The 20268-nt window shown below is 35.8% G+C and carries 18 protein-coding genes; 4 read left to right on the forward strand and 14 right to left on the reverse strand.

Annotation, left to right across the window (positions count from 1 at the left end; translation table 11 throughout):
* Positions 1–5: 5 nt before the first annotated feature.
* The 4 genes from ACSZOX_RS17605 to ACSZOX_RS17620 all read right to left on the reverse strand — a co-directional run bounded on the left by ACSZOX_RS17605 (position 6) and on the right by ACSZOX_RS17620 (position 6223).
* Positions 6–1142, reverse strand: coding sequence for a DUF3696 domain-containing protein (locus ACSZOX_RS17605; RefSeq protein WP_437921495.1), 1137 nt, complete (start codon positions 1140–1142; stop codon positions 6–8).
* Positions 1135–2871, reverse strand: coding sequence for a DUF262 domain-containing protein (locus ACSZOX_RS17610; RefSeq protein ID WP_437921497.1), 1737 nt, complete (start codon positions 2869–2871; stop codon positions 1135–1137). Before ACSZOX_RS17610 ends, ACSZOX_RS17605 begins: the two co-directional genes overlap by 8 nt.
* A 50-nt stretch (positions 2872–2921) precedes the next feature.
* On the reverse strand, positions 2922–4397 hold the full coding sequence (gene dcm, locus ACSZOX_RS17615) for a DNA (cytosine-5-)-methyltransferase (protein WP_437921499.1): 1476 nt from the start codon (positions 4395–4397) through the stop codon (positions 2922–2924).
* A gap of 869 nt (positions 4398–5266) precedes the next feature.
* Positions 5267–6223, reverse strand: a complete 957-nt coding sequence (locus ACSZOX_RS17620) for an HNH endonuclease (protein WP_437921500.1) — start codon at positions 6221–6223, stop codon at positions 5267–5269.
* Positions 6224–6498: 275 nt separating this feature from the next.
* On the opposite strand from ACSZOX_RS17620, the gene ACSZOX_RS17625 reads away from it, so the two are divergent.
* Positions 6499–7344, forward strand: coding sequence for a restriction endonuclease (locus ACSZOX_RS17625; RefSeq protein WP_437921501.1), 846 nt, complete (start codon positions 6499–6501; stop codon positions 7342–7344).
* A 54-nt stretch (positions 7345–7398) separates the two neighbouring features.
* On the opposite strand, the gene ACSZOX_RS17630 is transcribed toward ACSZOX_RS17625, so the two are convergent.
* The 7 genes from ACSZOX_RS17630 to ACSZOX_RS17660 all read right to left on the reverse strand — a co-directional run bounded on the left by ACSZOX_RS17630 (position 7399) and on the right by ACSZOX_RS17660 (position 15810).
* Positions 7399–8859, reverse strand: a complete 1461-nt coding sequence (locus ACSZOX_RS17630; RefSeq protein WP_437921502.1) for a 5-methylcytosine restriction system specificity protein McrC — start codon at positions 8857–8859, stop codon at positions 7399–7401.
* Between the two features lie 11 nt (positions 8860–8870).
* Entirely contained in the window at positions 8871–11159 is a 2289-nt protein-coding gene (locus ACSZOX_RS17635) for an AAA family ATPase (protein WP_437921503.1), read from the reverse strand.
* 194 nt (positions 11160–11353) lie between these two features.
* The gene (locus ACSZOX_RS17640) at positions 11354–11818 is read right to left on the reverse strand and encodes a hypothetical protein (RefSeq protein WP_437921504.1); all 465 of its coding nucleotides are present in this window, start codon (positions 11816–11818) and stop codon (positions 11354–11356) included.
* A gap of 217 nt (positions 11819–12035) precedes the next feature.
* Positions 12036–13022, reverse strand: coding sequence for an HNH endonuclease (locus tag ACSZOX_RS17645; RefSeq protein WP_437921505.1), 987 nt, complete (start codon positions 13020–13022; stop codon positions 12036–12038).
* A 10-nt stretch (positions 13023–13032) separates the two neighbouring features.
* Positions 13033–13470, reverse strand: a complete 438-nt coding sequence (locus ACSZOX_RS17650; protein ID WP_437921506.1) for a hypothetical protein — start codon at positions 13468–13470, stop codon at positions 13033–13035.
* 29 nt (positions 13471–13499) lie between these two features.
* Positions 13500–14732, reverse strand: coding sequence for a DNA cytosine methyltransferase (locus ACSZOX_RS17655; protein WP_437921507.1), 1233 nt, complete (start codon positions 14730–14732; stop codon positions 13500–13502).
* 4 nt (positions 14733–14736) lie between these two features.
* Positions 14737–15810, reverse strand: coding sequence for a DNA cytosine methyltransferase (locus tag ACSZOX_RS17660; protein WP_437921508.1), 1074 nt, complete (start codon positions 15808–15810; stop codon positions 14737–14739).
* Positions 15811–16121: 311 nt separating this feature from the next.
* On the opposite strand from ACSZOX_RS17660, the gene ACSZOX_RS17665 reads away from it, so the two are divergent.
* Together ACSZOX_RS17665 and ACSZOX_RS17670 are read left to right on the forward strand one after the other, a co-directional pair.
* Positions 16122–16604, forward strand: coding sequence for a very short patch repair endonuclease (locus tag ACSZOX_RS17665; protein WP_437921509.1), 483 nt, complete (start codon positions 16122–16124; stop codon positions 16602–16604).
* 50 nt (positions 16605–16654) lie between these two features.
* Positions 16655–16999 (forward strand): hypothetical protein, encoded by a 345-nt coding sequence (locus tag ACSZOX_RS17670; RefSeq protein ID WP_437921510.1) that lies wholly within the window; start codon positions 16655–16657, stop codon positions 16997–16999.
* Here ACSZOX_RS17670 and ACSZOX_RS17675 read toward each other — a convergent pair.
* Both ACSZOX_RS17675 and ACSZOX_RS17680 read right to left on the reverse strand, forming a co-directional pair.
* A complete protein-coding gene (locus ACSZOX_RS17675; RefSeq protein WP_437921511.1) occupies positions 16948–17385 on the reverse strand; it encodes a virulence RhuM family protein in 438 nt (145 codons plus the stop codon). The two genes, ACSZOX_RS17670 and ACSZOX_RS17675, sit on opposite strands and share 52 nt — an antisense overlap.
* 3 nt (positions 17386–17388) lie before the next feature.
* Positions 17389–17595 carry a hypothetical protein gene (locus ACSZOX_RS17680; protein WP_437921512.1) on the reverse strand — a complete coding sequence of 69 codons (207 nt, stop codon included), beginning with the start codon at positions 17593–17595 and terminating at the stop codon, positions 17389–17391.
* Between the two features lie 664 nt (positions 17596–18259).
* Here ACSZOX_RS17680 and ACSZOX_RS17685 point away from each other — a divergent pair.
* Positions 18260–19165 carry an Abi family protein gene (locus ACSZOX_RS17685; protein ID WP_437921513.1) on the forward strand — a complete coding sequence of 302 codons (906 nt, stop codon included), beginning with the start codon at positions 18260–18262 and terminating at the stop codon, positions 19163–19165.
* A gap of 14 nt (positions 19166–19179) precedes the next feature.
* Here ACSZOX_RS17685 and ACSZOX_RS17690 read toward each other — a convergent pair whose 3' ends face one another.
* The gene (locus tag ACSZOX_RS17690; protein ID WP_437921514.1) at positions 19180–20139 is read right to left on the reverse strand and encodes an HNH endonuclease; all 960 of its coding nucleotides are present in this window, start codon (positions 20137–20139) and stop codon (positions 19180–19182) included.
* Positions 20140–20268 lie beyond the last annotated feature (129 nt).

The following is a 20268-nucleotide window of genomic DNA, read 5'->3' on the forward strand; positions in this document are numbered from 1 at the left end:
ACAGTTTAAATAAGCTTTCTTAAATCCTTACCAATCTGATCAAAAAAACCTGTTGCTCTGTTTTTTAATCTTCCTCCTTCTTCAATCTCAATCGGAATAGCAACAGCTTTATGCTCTGATTCATCTCTGTTAAAGTGATATATCTTCACATTTGATTTATCAACACCTAAAGTTCCTGAGGTGTCTTCGAAAACTTTACACTGAACTAAAGTTCCATTAATTATATGATCTGAATGAGTTTCTACAATAATCTGAACACCTGCCTGAACTGCCAAACACATTAATTCTGACAGTTTTGCTACACCATAAGGATGGATATGTGCCTCCGGATTTTCGATTAAAATTATTGAACCTTCTTTGGCAGACAAGATTGCTACAATAACTGGTAAAACATACGAGAGGCCGAAACCAACATTTTTCTTTGAGAGTTCATCAACAGGTCCTAAAGAATTGTGAACATTAAAAGAATACCTGATATCGTGACTATCTCCGCTCTTTACAGGTATTACATTAACATTAGCACTAATCTCTCTTTCCCAGGCTGATACCTGACTAAGTAAAAAATCATCTGCCTCTGATTCATGTTTTAACCCTGGTAAAACTTTTATTTTATTTCCGAATTCACTTAAAAAATGTGCAACTAATTCACCTTTACCTTCATTTAATGAAATCTGCTTTTTCACCTCTACCTCATAGTCATCGGTTATATATTCAATATTTCTGTATGCACTTAAGTACTGAAAATCAGTTCCGAATAATGATAAATTTTCATATCCCTCACTATCACTTGTATCATTAGTTCTCTTAAGATATGTCGCGTTTTGATTACCTGCATCTTCAAAAATCCAGGAAAATTCTGTTTGAGCTTCATCTGCTAATACTACTCTTATCTGATTTTCAAATTCTTCATTGGGAAAACGATAAAGAACATCATTTGCACGTCCCACAAAACATAAAGGTCTGTTCAGTTCTAACACTTCATGTAAACGATGTTTCTCATGAGTTTGTCTGAGTAAAAGTAATGACTGAATAATTGAAGATTTACCAACTCCATTTTGTCCCGATAATATGGTTATATGACCTAAATCCAATAACGTATCCTTATGGGATTTGAAATTTACTAAACGTATTTTATTAATCATAAGTAATCGTTTCTTGAATGATTCTTTCTATTTCTTTAAATCTTTTAGACACATTATCCTTAATAGCTGTTCCCTGGGAGATGGCTCTTAGAAATAGCGGATCATGATGAATTTCTATGAATTTCTCTTTAAAACTTATCATCCTTGCTTTAAGTAAGTTTCTCTGTGTTTCAGACATTTTAGCGAAAGAAACACTCAATACTTCAAACAAAGCTTTATTTATAGGCTTTCTTCCGTCTTCTTCTGAAAATCTTTTGCGAAAAGCATCATTACCAAATATTTCATAGGCTAATTTCATAGAATTATAGAAATCATTTTTCAAGGTGCTGATCTGATCTGAATTCTGATTTCTTATGGCAGCCATCCCTTTATTCAGGAACGTATCCAAATTAGGCTCATAATCCTTATAATCAATCAAATAAAAAGAAACAAACCTTGTCACAAAATCTCTATCCTCCATTCTGAATGTACCAATTCTGTTGTCTGTTGCCTTAACGAATTCCCGTCCTTCACGAGTAGCCCGAAGCTCGATTATATGGTTGTCATGGTTTTTGCGTTTTCTTATCTGATTATTTTCATCAAAGTCATCTTCACCTCTTACTAAATCAGCAACTAATTCTGCAGGCAATCCCTGATTTATAGCATGTCTTATTTCCTGTTCAGTTAATTCAAGTCCTCCTGTATTTACCCTTTTAAAAATATTATATTTTACCTCATCCGGTGTACCTTTTTCAATAATATAAGTAGTTATAGGAAATGTTTTTATCCTTCTTTGAAAAGTAGAAGGAAGTGCAGAGTAGGAACTTCCATTATATTCTTTTAAAAACTCTAAATCTGATAGAACAAAGTTCTGATGAATAACAAAATTTTTTATGGTACTTATTCTTTGCAATCCATCTATCACTTCCAAATTATTCTCTTCTTTCTCGTTGAAATAGAATGCCGGAATAGGTAATTTCAATAATAGGGACTCGATAAATCTGCTCTTTTTAATATTATTCCATAGATTAGGAAGCCTTTGAAATTCAGTGTCAAGATCTATGAAATTATCCTCTAAATCATTAATAATTTGTCCAATACTAGATGGAGTCGTTCTTACTTTTATCTTATTGGGGTCAAAAGGAACCTTGATAGTTACTGTATCATTGAGTAGTTCTGATTCAACACCATTATCATCTGATCCGGGAATAAATTTTTCTATTTCTGAATTTTGTTCATCAGCTTCATTAATAGATGATTCTTTTTCAAGGAGATGTAATGTAAAATAATATAACAGTTTTGAATTGCTATTTTCAATTTTATAAATATCAATATACGATATAATCGGAAGTGGTAATTCTCTTAATAAAGCATAATTTAAGTGATCTGTTTTTTCTCCTGAGGCGTTTATATATACTCTAGGACCTTCTAACTGATTCTGATCTTTAACTTTAAAATTTATAAGAGCATCTTTATTATTAATATCATCATACCTTTTTTTCCACAGTTCAGGCAAATCAGTTTTTCTTCTATATTCCATAGAAGGCTCATTATATTCCCGAAAGGCAGTATCCAAATAGTTTTTCAAATTATATTTTGAAAGAACAGCATCAACTTCAAAACCTCTTTGTCCAAAAAAATCAGTTATTTCAACAGTGTTCTGACCAACATATAATTTAGCTTCTCCGTTGCCTCCACCTACTTTATTTGATGGGACAACAAAAGAGTCTGCTACTGAAATTTTCTCCATGACATCAATTATTTTGAATTCTTGATTATCAATAATTATCATATTATTCACTATTCCCCGAATTTAGTTATATCCATTTGTTTTAATAAGGCTATAAGTACGTCTACAACAATACTATTACCTGCCTGTTTGTACATTTGAGTGTCGCTGACTACCTGTTGAAAATCATCGGTAAACCCCATTAAACGTAAACATTCCTTAGGTGTCAATTTTCTGATTCTACCTGTATGTGTTACATAATTATCAACTCCTGCTCTGTGCATTTTATGCATAGATTGTAACAATGGTCTTGCAACAGGCAAATCTGTCTTAGTCGAAGTTTTAAAGTTTTTAGTACCGCCGGCTAAAACATAATCTCTTACTTTGTCCGAAAGGTAATATTTTTCTTCAACATCATTAACGTCAAAAATAAACTCATCGAAACGTTCTGTTTCATCTTCTTCAAAAACAAAATCACCATGCCAGTTAAACTGTTGATTCGCTTTCTGACACAAAGCAATTTCGCCATTAATCTGTGTATACCTTTTTTCTCTATTTTTAGAACTGGTAACGAATTTTATGCCCTTATCTTTCAGATAATATTTACTATCTGTATAATCTTCAAGGAAATCCTGCATCTGATGCTCTAGAGTAACTGGTTCAGGAAAAGAAAAGTTTACCGCATTATTCTTAAATCCGATAATGAAAATTCTTTCTCTATGTTGAGGAATACCATAATTTTTAGCATTCAGAACCTGACAATAATATTTATATCCTAATTCCTCAAATGTTGCCTTTATGGTTTCATAAGTATTACCTTTATCATGACTGATTAATCCTTTTACATTTTCGAAAATAAACACTTTAGGTTGGGATTCTTTGACAACTCTTGCAAATTCGTAAAAAAGTGTACCCCTAGTATCTTCAAATCCTCTTCTTTTCCCTACCATTGAAAATGACTGACAGGGGCTTCCCCCGACCAAGAGATCCAACTGATTTTTATATTTCAGACCATCAAGCTCCTTAACGTCATTGAACCAATCTTGTTCTTCAATATCATAATTTGCAAAGTAACTCTTTTTTACATAAGCATCAATATCACACGCAAATTGAATTTTTGTATTCAGGTTAAGCCTTTTAAAGGCATATTCAATTGCACCAATTCCTGAAAACATAGTTCCTATACGAATAGTAACATCAGGATTTGAAAACTCCTTTTCTCTCCAGTCTGAAATAAGATTTGTTTCTTTATGTGACAGATACAAATCCAATTGTTTTTTCACTATTTCCAGTACATCTTCATAGCCAGAATAATCTTTAATCTCATCTACTATCTTTTTTGAATAAAAATAATTTAAAAGGGTTTTTTTATCCGCTTCAAGAATAGAGGAAAACTTATCAATATATTCTATCTTTGAACCCCTTTCATCTTTTTCTATTTTACTAAGAGTAGATGTATCTATATCCAAAAAAGAAGCAACTTTTCTTAGAGGATACCCTAATTCATTTCTTTTCAGCCTAATATATTCCCCAAAAGTGAATTCCATATTTTTTGACAAAATTTTTATGACTATTTTTGTCCAAATAAACGGAATTTCATGGAATTATACAACTTTCATATAGGAAAAATCACTTTTAAAATATACTATAAATAGCTATTCAAAACACTTAATTTATTTTTACTTTTCCATAAGATTACTGGTTATTCTTTATAAAAGAACACTTAAACTATCTTCTCTATTTTTTAGCTTTCAGCTCGCATTCCCATATTTCAATCACATTCCAACACATTTTTTTTTGCAGTTCAAGATTTACTTTATGACCTCGAGATATATTAGTATCTATTTCTTCCATCTACCATTCAGTTCTTGTCTTAGTAGGAGTAATGAAACAAGTTGCTCCTTTTTCTTTTGGAATATTAAGTTAACTCGATTTATAATACAGCATTATCTTTTCAGATAATAGCTAATGGTGTTCATCTCTTTTGTGTTCACTCCTTTTGCTTACATTTATCTAATTGTAGATACAGGGATGAATACGACCTTTACGTAATGTTTTTGATTTCCGCTTCGAAACAACCAGTTGAACCGTCCTCTAATATTAACTTATCCCTTTAAAGATTCTAAGCATCAATTCTATTAGTCGATAAGTTTTTGCCACCATCTTTAATAATAACATTTTCGTCCCCATATTGCATTTGGCATCAGACCTTCTTAGTCGCGTTGTACCCATGGTCTATTAGGATAACAGATTCTAAGTTATAGACAATACTGTATTCTATACTTTTGTAATCGTCTGAAAGCTGTGTTTTTTGATTGAGATAATTGTCACACCTAAGTTTTCTTTTCTATTACTGTTATGCAACGGTATAGAGATAGCTAGACTACGAGATATTTACTTTTAAAGCTGTATTGTATTATACCTTAAATACCTCTTCCCTATGCCATTTCAGATTTTCTTGTGAGGGTTGATATTGAATCTGCTTCGGTAAAATAATAGGTTTCCCTGAAAGTTGATTCAAACTGTAGGGATGAGTCACATCTTCCTCGACATGCGAAGAAACCAAAATCCGATATTCGCTATCCACACTCACCAAACCACGATCGAATGCTCGGTGTAAATTTGGGCACAACGCGATACCGTTCGTAACTTTGTCGTCATGCGTCACCGCGAAAGGAACAATATGACAGGCATCAATAAAATTGTATTTGAAAGTTGACCGCATACGCATACCCGTCATAGCACAAGTATCTTGGTATAATTGTGGTATATAACGTTTAAATAAACCTGAACGAACAAAAACATCCTCCTCAGTTTGTATAGAAACGTGTTTGTAATGTACTTCGGGTTCGTTCAATACGAGCGATTGTACATCATGATAAAAGCCATCATTCAACTGCTTGTGGATATAATATTGTTCACATTGGTCTGGAAAATAATTGGCTAGTATTGCATCGCGAATAATATTGCGATTACTATCGACAATCATCAATTCAAACAGTTCCGTAGTGAAACTGCCATAAGCAACTGTTTCTGCTAGCGTCTGCACGCTTTTGATATGCGCATTGACCGAAAGACTAGAATAACAATGAAGCTTCCAAAATGGATGACCTTTCACTTTATCAGACTGCAGATAATAAAATGGTTGTGTGAAATCGGGCTGGTGTGCTGTATTTACTAGCAGACGCCAGTTCTCCTGAAACAAGCCAACGAGATCTACGTCAACTTTGAATCTATTATCGAGAACCAATCCTTTCTCAACTAACTCAATCAATGTTAAAAGTAAAACGGGCTTATGCGGAGCTAATCCATATTTAGTTACCCCGCGCTTTAGCCTACAAAAAGAGTGAATATAGTCTTGAATATACTGCATAGAATATTCAAGATAGAAAAGTTTTTTGACATGTATGGCTTAGAATGACATCATGTATAAAAATTGTGAAGGAGAAAGAAAGTAACCAGATATTGGGTTATTTATTTTCATAAATATGCACGATTGATTTAAATCATTAATGTCTGCTCAAAACTAATCCAAATACTATATTTTCTTCAGAAAAATATGCAAATCTTCCTGACTTGTTAATGTCTCTCGAAAATTGACTATCTTCCTTTCTTCAATCTAAAGAAAAGAACAGACCTTAATAACAAATGGAAAAATCAGATAGCATTGACTGGAAGATATATGAAGACATCACAAAATATATTTACGAGACATTGGGCAAAAGATCTGGAATCAAGATCGACGGCTATGGTGACAGCTGTAAAATAAAAGGAAAATCTGGCGTAAAGCATCAGATAGATGTCGTAACCTCGCAACCTGACGGAATAACTACGGCTATCGAATGCAAATATTGGAACAAAAAAGTAACTAAAGACACTGTGATGAAATTATCCTGTATTATACAGGACACTACAATAGATAAGGGCATTATCGTATCAAAAAGTGGATTTACAAAAGATGCTATGCACTTTGCACAACATCACAATATTGATATCGTAGAACTAAGAGAATATGATGAGAACAATAAAGAGACGATATCAAAGCAACATGAAATTGCAACAATTATCCCAATCATAAACTCTACTATTTGGCGTCCTGAAATATTGAAAATAGCAGTTCATCCGCCTGAAAAAGAAATAGAACTGACCGATATGTATCAAATACAAATCTCGATAGGTCCAACTATAAAATTTTCTCTACAAAGGTATATCGAAATATTTCAAGATAAACTGCGTAGACGAAATAAAACATCTGAAATAATGACAGAACGATATGATGTTAATGCATATTTAAGCCATTTCAAAGATGACTATCCGATAAAAATATCTGCACTATCGTTTACTGGTGTCTTAAGAAAAATAGAATCGCAATACAGACAAGAACTATCGCTAATAGAAAATGTATCACTAATCATGAAGTCAATATTTGAAGAGAGAACATTTAGCATTTCTGAAAACGGAATCATCATAGAACATTTAAACGAGGTAAAATAGATTTAATTTTACAGTCTCAATTTTACGCAGAAAGATCTTTCGAACTATTTTGTCTTAGACCTTCTCCAAGAGAACTGGCAACTTTACCCCTATCTTGTAAACTTTATGATAAGCTTTCACTTGATGTTCTGAGATTGCAAACAACCCGCGAACTATATTAAGTGCAAATTGTTCATGTATTTTTTTCTTAGTCCCTTCTAGATTTAATCCATCCACCATATCTGGATAGATAATCAAACAAGGCAGTAAGGTATCCCTATCAAACTCATTATTACCCATTGAAACTTCATGCAGAACCCTATTTAATCTAGCATATCCCGCTACCTGTCTTATATCTTCGTGCACAAGATGGGATTTATACTGTAGCTTGTATTTTGCATCGATGATCATGGAATTCTCCCCGTCCTTGACTAGAATATCCAAAGAATTACCATAAGTAGAATACTGATATTTGATCTTTTCGGTATTATGGCCGTTAGCTTGTAGCAGCTTTTGATAGACGTAAAGTTCAAATAAGCGAGGCATATCGATCCAGAATGGTGGTGTATCGACTCGCTCATTGGCAGTGGTACGGCTGATGTTATATCCGAATCGTTTGAGAATATATCCACCGATCCGAACTGCCTCTTTGTATTCCTTAAAGAATGGGTTATACTTAAAATACCGAAGGGTATCCTCATCTGCCAAATTGCTAATATGTTCAAATGATGGCCTTACATAGTTTATTAATTCTTCCAGATACTTTCCGTTACCTTGAAAGAGACTTTGATGGTTTCCGATATATGCACTGACAAAGTTTAGCACTTTCTTTAGAAAACGATTTTCGATGTTGTCTTCACCAAAAACTTGATACTCACAATAGGTTTTAGTGAATCTATTTTTCAAGATATTCTGTTTGACCTGCTGCCCTACAAGGATCTTCCCCTTCACACGGTTGTTGAGATTTTCGCGCTCTTTATAATATGATTTCTTCAGCCCCTTTCGGACTATCTGTCTTATCAGTTGCAGGAACTGTACCACTAAAAAAGGAGTAAGGCTGTCATCCTCTTGTTCGATGTTAATCGGTTGGTCTTCCCATTCAATCCTTACGAGGTCGGCACATTCTTTGGCAACGATAGGATCGGACATGGCATCGAGCAGCATCTTAAGATAATTGACCTGGATATTATTTGCCTCGTCATTTAGTTCTTCGGATTCATTAACATCGGTTTGCTCTTCCCTAGTACAATTTTCCGCAAACTTTTCAATTACATATTTATTTAGCTTAGGCTGGACATGAACATATTTCTCTCCAACAACCAACCAGTCTACTCCTATATGGTAATCTGCGGTGAGTTCTACTTTGTTTTTGGAACTGATCACATGAAAACAATTATACTCCTGCCCTCGTCTATCTTTATACATCCGCGGGACACAGGACGACCACTTCAACATTTCATCTGTGCTATTGAGGTTTCCGTCAGTATCGGATTCAAATAAAATATGCTTGACGTGTTCGTACAACGAGATCTTCATCTGCCTGTCTTTTATTTAACCTGAATTTCGTTTGGTAGTGCGAGAACGTGTGGACGTGCTTCTTCTTTGAGCACGCCGTCCTTGATATATTCGAGCAGGATAGGCTTGATCTCATATTCCAGCCGCATGTCCATTGTTGCACCTTCTTTTTCAATAAAGTACGAATGTCCCAACCATACATCTTCGGGACGAAATTCTGGAGAAAGGTAAATGCTATTCTTTAACAGATCTCTTTGTTCACTGTAATCAACTGTTGGATTATAATCTTTGACAAAGAGTTTAGCTACATTGTTAAACAGCTGCTGATCGAATCCATCTCCCAATTCCGAATTAAGATTGCGGGGCAATATGTCAACAAATGCAAAACGTCGCCGAATTGCATAATCTATATGTCCGACACTGCGATCGGCTGTATTCATGGTACCGATAATGTAAAGATTATCTGGAAGGCTGATCTTAGTAGAACCATCTACCTTGTACATTGATTCTACAGATTTGCACCGGTATTCTAGAGCGTAAATCAACTCTCCTAATACGGCAGAAAGATTCGCACGGTTGATTTCGTCTAATATGAGTATATAATTTTTTGACGGATTGATGATCGCCTCATTAGCCATGAGAACTAACTGTTTATTTTTGGCTACATAGGCCAATTTATCGTCCTTGATCTCTGTCTCGATGCCCCGAACGAAATCTTCATATGTGAAACTGGGGTGAAATTGCATAATACGCAGACGATCACTGCTTTTACTATTTTCATTTTGCTCCACCGCATCTATCTGCTCATAAATATATTTAGCAATCGCCGCTTCGTAGGGATCGTTTCCGTATTTAATAGTTCCTACTTTAGACCAGGTTTCGTCCTTGTAGTATTTAATAATGTTATTAAAACTGGCAGAATATTCTTTGCCCGTAGAGTGGGTTTTTACGGCAAAGCTTCCCCCCTTTACTTGGGTTATCTCGTAGTCGGTATAGTCTGTAACGCTTCGAAGTATCAACCCTTCTTTAACAAATAGCTTTATACTTTCAATTCCGATCTCTGTTGGCTTTTTTAGAACTGTTGTGTGACTACTATCAAACAGATTTTCGGCTATCTTTTCTGCCATTCTCGTTTTCCCTGTGCCAGGAGGCCCTTGAAGGATGATCTGCTTTTTATATTTTAAAAGTTCTGTTGCTTTATTTATATTTTTTTGATCCATTATTTCACTTTTTGTCGTGTAGGAAACAATCGGCGTCTGGCTACCTACGCTGGGGTATCCATATGTGCCTTGAAATTCAAAATCTGTATAATGTATCAGTGGTTCTGCCTTATAGAACTTATGCGCGAGGTAGACGATCTTTGCATTTTTGTTGTCATCATGGTAGTCTTCAAATTTATCGAAGTAATTAGTAATTTGACCGTACCGTTCCGGCCAACCAGCCTCTTCGAGTTCTTTCTGGCTCACGACAAAATCTACGACTTCAGCGATATATTGTACATTAAAGAGCGTTGTGTAATATATTTTGAAACTCCCATTTTCCTCTAAGGATTCTCTGAGTAATTTTATCGTTTTATCTGTTCCAGTTGGTCTTTTATGATTCCAACAAGTAACAAAATTGGATTCTTCTTTTCCTTTTATAATTTCCGCCTGCCATTCTGTTGAATCGGCAATCATCAATCCTATCAGATTTTCTTTCCACTCTTTGTCTATGAAATAGCAGATACGACTTAACAGATGTGTATAATTTTTCTGATTATTGACCTTGAAAGCAAAGGGGCGGAAGTATTCCAACAAGTCATCAACGACATTTGATTTTTGATATGTTTTCTCAAATAAACCTTTAACCAATTGATCACGATGGTTCTCACTAAGCATGGTAAAATTTGATATAGGATCCTGTAAGTATGTAATTGCATTCTTAGGTGACCCATCCGGAATAGTAAGATTAAATTTGAACGCCAGCAACTGTTCCACCCAATTATTCATTCGAACATAAGCTAGAGCGAGTACACGTTTGTCAGGATAGGCGTTGAGCTCCTGTTTACGATATGCATTGGCATCGCAATAGCTAACTATTGTAAATATTAGTGTGCCTATTTCTTTATACTCCCCATCTTGCTCAAAACGCTGCTTGAGAAGATTATAATTTTTGATATTTTCGTTCAAAAATGTCCTTTGACTTTCAGTTAATTCAAAAGCGAGGAAATCGTCTAATACGTCCTTTGCTTTTTGAAAATAAAACTCCTCACACTCAATGATACTTAGACATCTTTCATTGGTGTAGGCATTTTGTATTTTTTGTTTTATAGCGTCTGTCATCTTAATTGATCATGATCATCTTGATAAACCTGATGATGTCTCATTATAGCATAGTTAAAGCGATCTACTATTTGGAGACTTATCAAGAATTAATAGTTGTGCTAGATTAACCTTTATTTAAACAATGGTTTGTCATTTACTAAATTAGTATTTGTTTTATTGAAAGTCAACAACAAAACAAATAGTGTTGAATATTATCTTAATATTGCCATTCCACTTGCGGAATAGCCTACTAATACCATCGGTTGCCCTTGATTATTCCGTCCTGTTTCTGTAAAGCTCGATATCTTAAGATTAATAATTCCATTTGCACCAAGTTCTTGGGCTTTCTCATACAGTTTATCCAACGCTACCTGTGATGAAGCTTCAACAAAGTCTTTCATAATTAATGTTTGCTGTGTTGGAAGTTTCTTTGGTTTAATGGTTTCTACAGAGGCATCCTTACTCTCCGAATACCCTGACTTAACAACGGCTACTACCGACGAGACAGGCTTGTAGTCAAAGTTTACAGAATTTGACTCGGTAATAAAAAAACCTTTTTGTGTGTATGGCCTATAATCGACCGATGATGCGAATGCTGTATAAAGTGATTTCTGTGGACCACAACTTAAAAGCATGGATATAATGCCCATGCTGTAAGCGAAATATTTGATTTTCATTTTTACCGATTAATAATATATTATGAGCGGCAAATTTAGAATCAGCAATGTTATAAACTCTACGGGATCCCGTAAAATACAGAATAAGTTTTCTATTATATAAATCATCAAATGGGAAGAAGCCTTGATCGAAAAGATTTCTAATATTAAAATTTCCAAAGACTCTTATAAGACAAAAACTTGAGTTTTGACAAATGTCAGCATTTATATAGAACACTTAAAGTGATCTGATCATTCCCGAGTAAAGGAATAAGCCAAACACATTTACTCTATGATGTCTTAGAAACTTTTGCTCCGGTTGAAAATAAGCGTCGAATGGTATATTTAGCTTTTTTCCATGATATTCTCCAAGAAAAGAGTTATGTAATTCTTCATGTACGATAATATAATACTCTTCATTAATCGTGAACATCCCCTTGTCAAATGCCCAGTGCATGTCTCGAGACAAAGCTATTCCATTGCATGGCAAGAAAGTTCCTGTATGTGCTCTCGGTTGTATGTGAGCCGCTTCGAGATTATTTAGTTTTTTGTAAGAAATAACACTACCGGTTACTGCACATTTGTAACCATAAGCGTGCATCACAAAATCCCGAAAACTCACGGCGTTGAAAAGAGAAGCGCCTCTTATATCTTCAATTTCGTTCTCAACAATCTCCTCTTGTTGTTGCTTTACAATCTTTTCAACATCCTTCGGTATTACAACCCCAAGTTCATCTTCTTCTACAAGGTAGGAAGCTAGACCTAAAATTTCCCCATCTAGGATCGCATGGCCTCCTCTAGCAGGCGAATCCTCAACTAATTTATTTAGAGATATGTACAGAGGATCTTCGTTATTAAACCTATAAGTTTTATAAATAGGCATAACTTCTCCTGTATTAACTCTCTCAATTACTACAATATCATTCTGTTTAAAATAGTACTCAGGATCAATCTCCTGATTTAGATACAAACGAAATTCATCTCTAGTCCCCCCTTCTGTGTTCCACTTATCGTTATGATATACTAAAGCACAGTAAACTTTTTCATCTGCAAACGGAGGAACGATGGGAATTAACACATTATCATTCCTAATATTAACCGACAAAGGTGGAAAAAAATCTATAAATAACTTTGACAAATAAAAGTATCGGCCTCTAGCAACAGAACCGTCAGCTCTCAATCCTAATTCTTGTTTAGTTAGTCTTTTAATGTAATAAAGCCCCATTTAGAATTACTTATACGTGGAAATCTGCCGTATATTGATCCGGTCCAACTAAAACTAAATCAACATCCGTTCTTCCATAGTTGTTCAAATCGGCCAGTGTTATAAAATGCACAGCAGCTAGCCCCATTCTATTTCTCAAATAAAGTCCTAATGTATTTTTGTTTGGTGTAGAACTTATTTGCTTAGGATAAACCAAGTTTGTCCTAGAATCAGGTAGATTTCCCTCCAACAAACAGCTCATCACTGTGCCGTCATCCCAGGTAATCTGGATCCTATGCCCTCCGGCTCTTTTAGGAGGAATTAACCCAGCGTTTCGTCTTATAGTTGCAATATGTAAAGGTATGTATGCATCGAACGGAGTTGTGTGATTGGAAGAGTTCCCTCCCCAATTAACCCCTGCAGCATTATGTACAGTTCCCTTGGTTGTTAATAAAGTCAATTTTGCCATAGTAAACTACAATTAGGTTCTATATAAACCTAACAAAATTCTCGCATAAAATCAATAAGGGTCTCAGCTATAATATTTGATAGTTTCGGAGGGACAGCATTCCCAATCATTTTATACTGATCGGTCATACTTCCAGTAAACACATAATCATCATCAAAAGTCTGTAAACGGGCGGCTTCCCTAACAGTTATCGACCTTGCTTGATCAGGATCAGGGTGAATATGACGCAATCCATCCTTATAAAGGTGAGCGGGTATTGTATTACTCGGTTTATCCCATTGTAAAACGTGATATTTATGTATATTAGATTGCTTTCCTGTTAACTCGAAATAAAGTTGTTTTAAGGATTCAGCACTTAAATACTGCATCCTACCTGACAAAATATCATCTGCCAGTAATCGGAAAGTTTCAATATCTCTCTTGCTATGCAATCGAGGAATGTGATTTTCAACATTTGTATTGCCGATATGCCTAGTTTTTTTGCCTCCTTTTTTTACAACATCTTCGGTTGGATAAAATTTAGGAAGATCTTGTATAGCATCCGCTACAGTTTTACCTCCAGATCTTTTTTGGGAATTAAGTTTTTTATAAAATGCTTTGATTGCCTCTTCACTGCTGCCTTTTAACTGTCTGTCGTCAACTCCAATAATAATTAACCTTTTACGTTGTTGAGGGACACCAAAATCCGCACAATTAAATAGAGCATCTTTTTTCAGATCCTGAGATATTGTATAACCGATATCTTTAAATGCTTTCGTAATTCTATCAACAATTGATATCCCCCCCGGCTTGGCGCTTAGCAACCCCTGCACATTCTCAAATACAAAAACTTTAGGTCTGTAACGGTCGACAACTTTGACATAGGATTCGAAAAGATAATTTCTGTAATCATCATGCATTCCATTTACATCTCTAATTCTTCCTGCTACAGAATAGGCTTGACAAGGTGGACCTCCAATAACAATATCGACACTTTTATTACCAATAACAGCATCTAGACCTTTATGTTGCCCATATATAACGTCGTCAGACCAACCGTTAAACAATTCATCGGTACGTTGTATGTCAAATCTAAAAACTATATCAGATAAATTTTTATAACCATATTTATCTTTTAGTCGTTTCATCAGCGTATTACAGGGCTCTATCTCCCATTCGACACAAGCCAAAGACTCAAAATGCCCCGATAGCTCGAAGCCATCAGAAAGCCCCCCACAACCTGCAAACAGGTCTATTGCATTAAATTTTTTGAAAGAGGCCATCTTCTTATTCTCCTTTTTTATCCAAATAAGTTAATAATTTCTTGGCAATATGAAATCCTAACAATGGAGGAACAGCATTACCCACTTGTCTATATTGTTGAGTCTTTGTTCCCAAAAAACGGAAATTATCTGGAAATGACTGAAGTCTTGCATTTTCGCGAACGGTTGGCACTCTATTGTACTTATAGTGAAAATGGTTTCGATGTCCAGTGTCGATAGTCTTTGAAGGTTTATTACTATGATACCTAGTCCAAGCTTCGTTAAATTTCCGACTATCTCCTACACCGGGAGGAAGATCTCGATGATTCCCCCCCTCGGGAACCTGCGAAATAACATTTATTACCAAATCTGTATGTTTAGTCCCTACATGATTAAAGAGGACATCGTTCCCATTTCTCATCATCGTTTGATATTCCGATTCAGCAGGTTTATCATAAGAGTCGATTTCTTCACCTAAATCATCCAATCGAGAAGGTAGATCACCTATTGCTTTAAGGCAGGTATTGTATTTTCCTTCGGAAAGTATTTTTTCAGGAAAATCAAAAACACCTAACTCCTCAATCAAACCAACAAAGAAGATCCTACGCCTAATCTGAGGCACCTCATAATCAGGAGCATACAGAACCTTGAAATTTTTGGTAAGCCCCAAATTATCAAACTCCTCCAATATGGCCGTTTTTGCACGTCCTTCGTACAAAGTAGCTAATCCTGGAACGTTTTCGATGATCACAGCCTTAGGTTTTAGGCGATTGGCAAGTTTAAAAACCGAATAAAAGAGCCTATTACGGTCATCATTCGCTTTCCTAGATCCTGTTAAAGAAAATCCTTGACAGGGAGGCCCCGCTATAATAACATCAATTTGTTTCCCACCGATCTTGTTTTCAATTTCGTCTAATGTAGAATCTAAATGAAGATCACCAAGAATAATATCTGAATTTTTGTGATTCAACTTGAAAGTATCTAGCGCAGCTTTGTCATTATCAACGCCTAAAACCACCTCAAACCCTGCTTTTTCAAAACCGTATGAGAAACCTCCACAGCCTGAAAAAAGATCTACAACCTTTAACTTACTAGACATATTTAAAAACCTATTTGTTTATCGTTTTCTGCGAATATACTAAAAAATATACAGGAAGATTTTACAGTCCGGGACTCCATATTGTCCTTCAGTTTTTCACATCAATATAATATATATGAGAATCAACAAAGTAAAATAAAGCTCCTATTGCATAAATCTTCTTGGCACGATGCTATCGAAAATTATTACAAAATGCAAATTTAACAAAAACATCAACAAACTAATATTTTTAGTTTGTTTTTAAATAAAAAACTATTCTAATACTCACTAGTCATAGGTTGTAAAAGCAGATTTTTAAGTAACTTAGTAGCATGCAAGGCTACGAAGAGGATGAAGGAACGATCAAAGTTCCGCGGTTTGCGGAATCGGCAGGTTTCTACACAAGTAAACAGCGTAGTTATAACATGTCTCGCATAAAAGGAAAGAATTCTAAACCGGAGATCATCCTCCGAAAAGCACTATGGGCTAAAAACATTCGTTTCCGACTACATGATCGATCACTCCCGGGCAGGCCTGATATTGTAATCAAAAAGTATAGATTGGCCATATTTGTCGATGGTGAGTTCTGGCATGGCTTCGATTGGAAAAACAACCGGGAAAGGATCAAATCTAACCGCTTATTTTGGATTCCGAAGATCGAACGCAACATGCAAAGAGACGAACGTACGAATCGTGCACTACGTGATATGGGCTACACGGTATTTCGCTTCTGGTCGCAGGATGTAGTAAAGAACCTCCCTACGGTTATCAACCAAATTGAGTTATTTCTAGAAACAAGAAAATTATATAGATAACGTTTTTGTAAAACTAATATTTTTAGTATATTTAATAAAATATTAGCGCTATGAAAATTGTCCAAAAACACTATTTCGCACAACAGGATTCAGAGGTTTTATCTCAACAGGAAAGACTATCGGACTGGCGGCACCAACTGCTGGATTTACCGGAAGACAAGCTCTTGGAACTTGTGAGATCAATGCCTCGCTTGAAACTGATAGAATGGTTGGCTTGGAATGATATACATGGGATTTTCCTAGACGAGGATGCCATTAGCGAAGGTTACCCACCGCTTACTAGAGAACAGGCTATGATGTGTGTATTCGCAGTAGTGATGCGCAACCGCGATGGATGGAATGGCTACATGGGAGATGTGAATTTGAAGGACCTAGATCTTGCAGTGAGTTTGTAATACCGAATGGATAAGCCTCTGACAATATACTCCCGCAAGCGTGCTGTTGCCCACTGGCGAAACTTGGTTCCCTGATGACTCTTGACACGGTAGCCTACGGAGATAATGACATCAAGATTGTAATATTTCACCTCACGTTCTTGTGTTTTATCTTCGATTGCGCCGTGCTGAGTGGTATGTCGGAAATACCGACATACCACTTCCTCCTCTAATTCTCCCTCTTCAAAAATATGCTTGATGTGCTCTGTAATAGTCGTTCTACCTTTTTGAAAGAGATCGGCCATTTGCGCCTGTGTCAGCCATACCGTTTCGCCCTCTAATCGTGTCTCGATGCGCGTAACGCCATCTTCACTTTGATAAATAAGTAGATTACTTTGTGGCTCCATAACCTAGAAGTTTAAAATATTTTGCAATAAACCATCGGCCTGCTCTTCTAATGCCAAGAGATCTGCCTTAACCTCTTCGATAGAACGTAATGGTGTATGCTTATAGAAATATTTATTGAAGGAGATCTCATAACCGATCTTGACAGAATCCAGATTGATCCAAGCTTCCTCAACATGTGGAAGCACCTCACGCTCAAAATAGCTGATCATGGACTCGTCCAATGGGATCTGCTCGCTGTCTCGCAGGTCACTTTCGGTCTCGTAAACGGTGTACTCTCCAGTGTAAGGTTGATATTAAGGAGAAGTAAACTTTTCCAAGACATCCAACAATACATCTTTGTTGGCCATGTGACGTATCTGCTCACTTGTGAGTCATGCGTTAAATAATCACGGTTTTCTCCGCACATAGCGATTTTAAGGTGATTAATCAACGCTTTTTGTTTAATAAAAACAGAAAATTTATCTGAAGAAAGTACTGAAAGATTAATTGAAAATTATCTTTTTACAGAGCGAGAACCGTTACGTAAAGAAGTTCTCGCCCTACGGGTTGAAGGAAGGCCCAGTTTCCTAAGATCTAAAGAAATTGGTGACCGTATTTTAAATAAAATCGTTGGGTTCGTAGATACTTTTGTTAATGGAATAACCGGGATATAATTAATTTCTTGTTTTAGAGAAGCTAAGGAGGAGTTCAACAGACAAATTAGATACGCAGAAAGTATTCGGCGTCATATTGTACTTTTTAATATAAAATTTTGCAGATACAAGTATAACTACGTATATTTGTATCAACAGTACACGCCACGCTACCCATAAGAACAGCGTCCCAGGGCGTGTCTTTTGCTTTATAACCAATTTATAACAGTTACTACCAATTATGTATAATAAAGAGGCTTTTACGATACAGCAACAAATTGACCGTTTAAAAGATAGAGGGCTATCTATTAGCGATTCCGATGATGTGTCACATTATCTTTCTCATATTAGTTATTACCGACTTGCGGGGTATTGGTGGCCCATGCAACAAGATAAGATAAACCATATCTTCAAATCAGGCAGTAAATTTAATGATGTAGTTGCTTTGTATAACTTTGATAGAGAACTGAGGTTACTATTATTCGATGTTATTGAAAAAATTGAAATAAGCTTAAGGACCAAACTGATATACCATTTATCGCATGAATTTGATCCATGGTGGTTTCAAAACTTTACAATTTTCCAAAGTGCACCTGATCTTGTAAAGACACTATCTGCCATAGAGGGAGAAATCGAACGTTCAAAGGATGTATTCATTAAAGAGCATAAAAAAAAGCATAAAGATGACGGGAGATTTCCTCCGGCTTGGAAATCCCTAGAACAAACCAGTTTTGGAGCATTATCCAAACTGTATGGAAATTTAAAGAATACCGTAGCGGCAAAAGATATTATCGCTCAAGAATTTGGAACGGTAAACCATACTTACCTCCCTAGTTGGTTACAAACAATAGCACAAATAAGAAATTATTGTGCACACCATAGCAGATTGTGGAATAGAAATCTACCCGGAAGCCCGAAACTCCTTAGCAATCCGCCACACGCATGGGTAAAAGATATCCCTAGGTCTAATGAATTTCAATTTCTATACGTTCATCTCTGTTGTATGAAGTACTTACTTAATGTGATCCAGCCGGAGAACCACTTTGCTGAACAGTTAAGTAATTTGTTGGCTAAATATCCTAATGTCGATCCAAAGGCATTAGGTTTAAAAGAAAACTGGCAGGATGAATCATTATGGAAAAAGTAAAAAACAAAGCAGGATTAATCCCCTTTAAACACCTCTTCCCTATGCCATTTCAGATTTTCTTGTGAGTGTTGATATTGAATCTGCTTCGGTAAAATAATAGGTTTCCCTGAAAGTTGATTCAAACTGTAGGGATGAGTCACATCTTCCTTGACACGGGAAGAAACCAAAATCCGGTATTCGCTATCCACACTCACCAGACCACGATCAAATGCACGGTGTAAATTTGGGCACAAGGCGATACCGTTCGTAACCTTGTCGTCATGCGTCACCGCGAAAGGAACAATATGACAGGCATCAATAAAATTGTACTTGAAAGTTGACCGCATACGCATACCCGTCATGGCACAAGTATCTTGGTATAATTGTGGTATATAACGTTTAAATAAACCTGAACGAACAAAAACATCTTCCTCTGTTTGTATAGAAACGTGTTTGTAATGTACTTCGGGTTCGTTCAATACGAGCGATTGTAAGTCATGATAAAAGCCATCATTCAACTGCTTGTGGATATAATATTGCCCACGTTGGTCTGGAAAATAATTGTTTAGTATTGCATCGCGAATAATATTGCGATTACTATCGACAATCATCAATTCAAACAGTTCCGTAGTGAAACTGCCATAAGCAACTGTTTCTGCTAGCGTCTGCACGCTTTTGATATGTGCATTGACTGAGAGACCAGAATAACAATGAAGCGTCCAAAATGAATATCCGTTCACTTTATCAAACTGCAGATAATAAAATGGTTGTGTAAAATCGGGCTGGTGTGCTGTATTTACTAACAGACGCCAGTTCTCCTGAAACAAACCCACGAGATCTACGTCAACTTTGAATCTATTATCGAGAACCAATCCTTTCTCAACTAACTCAATCAATGTTAAAAGTAAAACGGGCTTATGCGGAGCTAATCCATATTTAGTTACCCCGCGCTTTAGCCTACAAAAAGAGTGAATATAGTCTTGAATATGCTGCATAGAGTATTCAATATAGAAAAGTTTTTTGACATGTATGGCTTAGGGTAGTAGTAAGATGCAAAATAATGTAACCAAATAGATATCCACACACATGAAGCAAGGAAGAAACTATAGTCCAACTTTTAAACG

Origin of the sequence: Sphingobacterium sp. LRF_L2, from assembly GCF_965644235.1 — a bacterium.
Classification (GTDB): domain Bacteria; phylum Bacteroidota; class Bacteroidia; order Sphingobacteriales; family Sphingobacteriaceae; genus Sphingobacterium.

Bases quoted from the DNA above. Each gene is read 5' to 3' on its own strand.
- ACSZOX_RS17675 (WP_437921511.1), bottom strand. From the start codon at position 17,385: ATGGAGCCACAAAGTAATCTACTTATTTATCAAAGTGAAGATGGCGTT.
- ACSZOX_RS17625 (WP_437921501.1), top strand. From the start codon at position 6,499: ATGGAAAAATCAGATAGCATTGACTGGAAGATATATGAAGACATCACA.
- ACSZOX_RS17640 (WP_437921504.1), bottom strand. From the start codon at position 11,818: ATGAAAATCAAATATTTCGCTTACAGCATGGGCATTATATCCATGCTT.
- ACSZOX_RS17620 (WP_437921500.1), bottom strand. From the start codon at position 6,223: ATGCAGTATATTCAAGACTATATTCACTCTTTTTGTAGGCTAAAGCGC.
- dcm (WP_437921499.1), bottom strand. From the start codon at position 4,397: ATGGAATTCACTTTTGGGGAATATATTAGGCTGAAAAGAAATGAATTA.
- ACSZOX_RS17645 (WP_437921505.1), bottom strand. From the start codon at position 13,022: ATGGGGCTTTATTACATTAAAAGACTAACTAAACAAGAATTAGGATTG.
- ACSZOX_RS17655 (WP_437921507.1), bottom strand. From the start codon at position 14,732: ATGGCCTCTTTCAAAAAATTTAATGCAATAGACCTGTTTGCAGGTTGT.
- ACSZOX_RS17680 (WP_437921512.1), bottom strand. From the start codon at position 17,595: ATGATCAGCTATTTTGAGCGTGAGGTGCTTCCACATGTTGAGGAAGCT.
- ACSZOX_RS17650 (WP_437921506.1), bottom strand. From the start codon at position 13,470: ATGGCAAAATTGACTTTATTAACAACCAAGGGAACTGTACATAATGCT.
- ACSZOX_RS17635 (WP_437921503.1), bottom strand. From the start codon at position 11,159: ATGACAGACGCTATAAAACAAAAAATACAAAATGCCTACACCAATGAA.
- ACSZOX_RS17610 (WP_437921497.1), bottom strand. From the start codon at position 2,871: ATGGAGAAAATTTCAGTAGCAGACTCTTTTGTTGTCCCATCAAATAAA.
- ACSZOX_RS17670 (WP_437921510.1), top strand. From the start codon at position 16,655: ATGAAAATTGTCCAAAAACACTATTTCGCACAACAGGATTCAGAGGTT.
- ACSZOX_RS17660 (WP_437921508.1), bottom strand. From the start codon at position 15,810: ATGTCTAGTAAGTTAAAGGTTGTAGATCTTTTTTCAGGCTGTGGAGGT.
- ACSZOX_RS17605 (WP_437921495.1), bottom strand. From the start codon at position 1,142: ATGATTAATAAAATACGTTTAGTAAATTTCAAATCCCATAAGGATACG.
- ACSZOX_RS17630 (WP_437921502.1), bottom strand. From the start codon at position 8,859: ATGAAGATCTCGTTGTACGAACACGTCAAGCATATTTTATTTGAATCC.
- ACSZOX_RS17690 (WP_437921514.1), bottom strand. From the start codon at position 20,139: ATGCAGCATATTCAAGACTATATTCACTCTTTTTGTAGGCTAAAGCGC.
- ACSZOX_RS17665 (WP_437921509.1), top strand. From the start codon at position 16,122: ATGCAAGGCTACGAAGAGGATGAAGGAACGATCAAAGTTCCGCGGTTT.
- ACSZOX_RS17685 (WP_437921513.1), top strand. From the start codon at position 18,260: ATGTATAATAAAGAGGCTTTTACGATACAGCAACAAATTGACCGTTTA.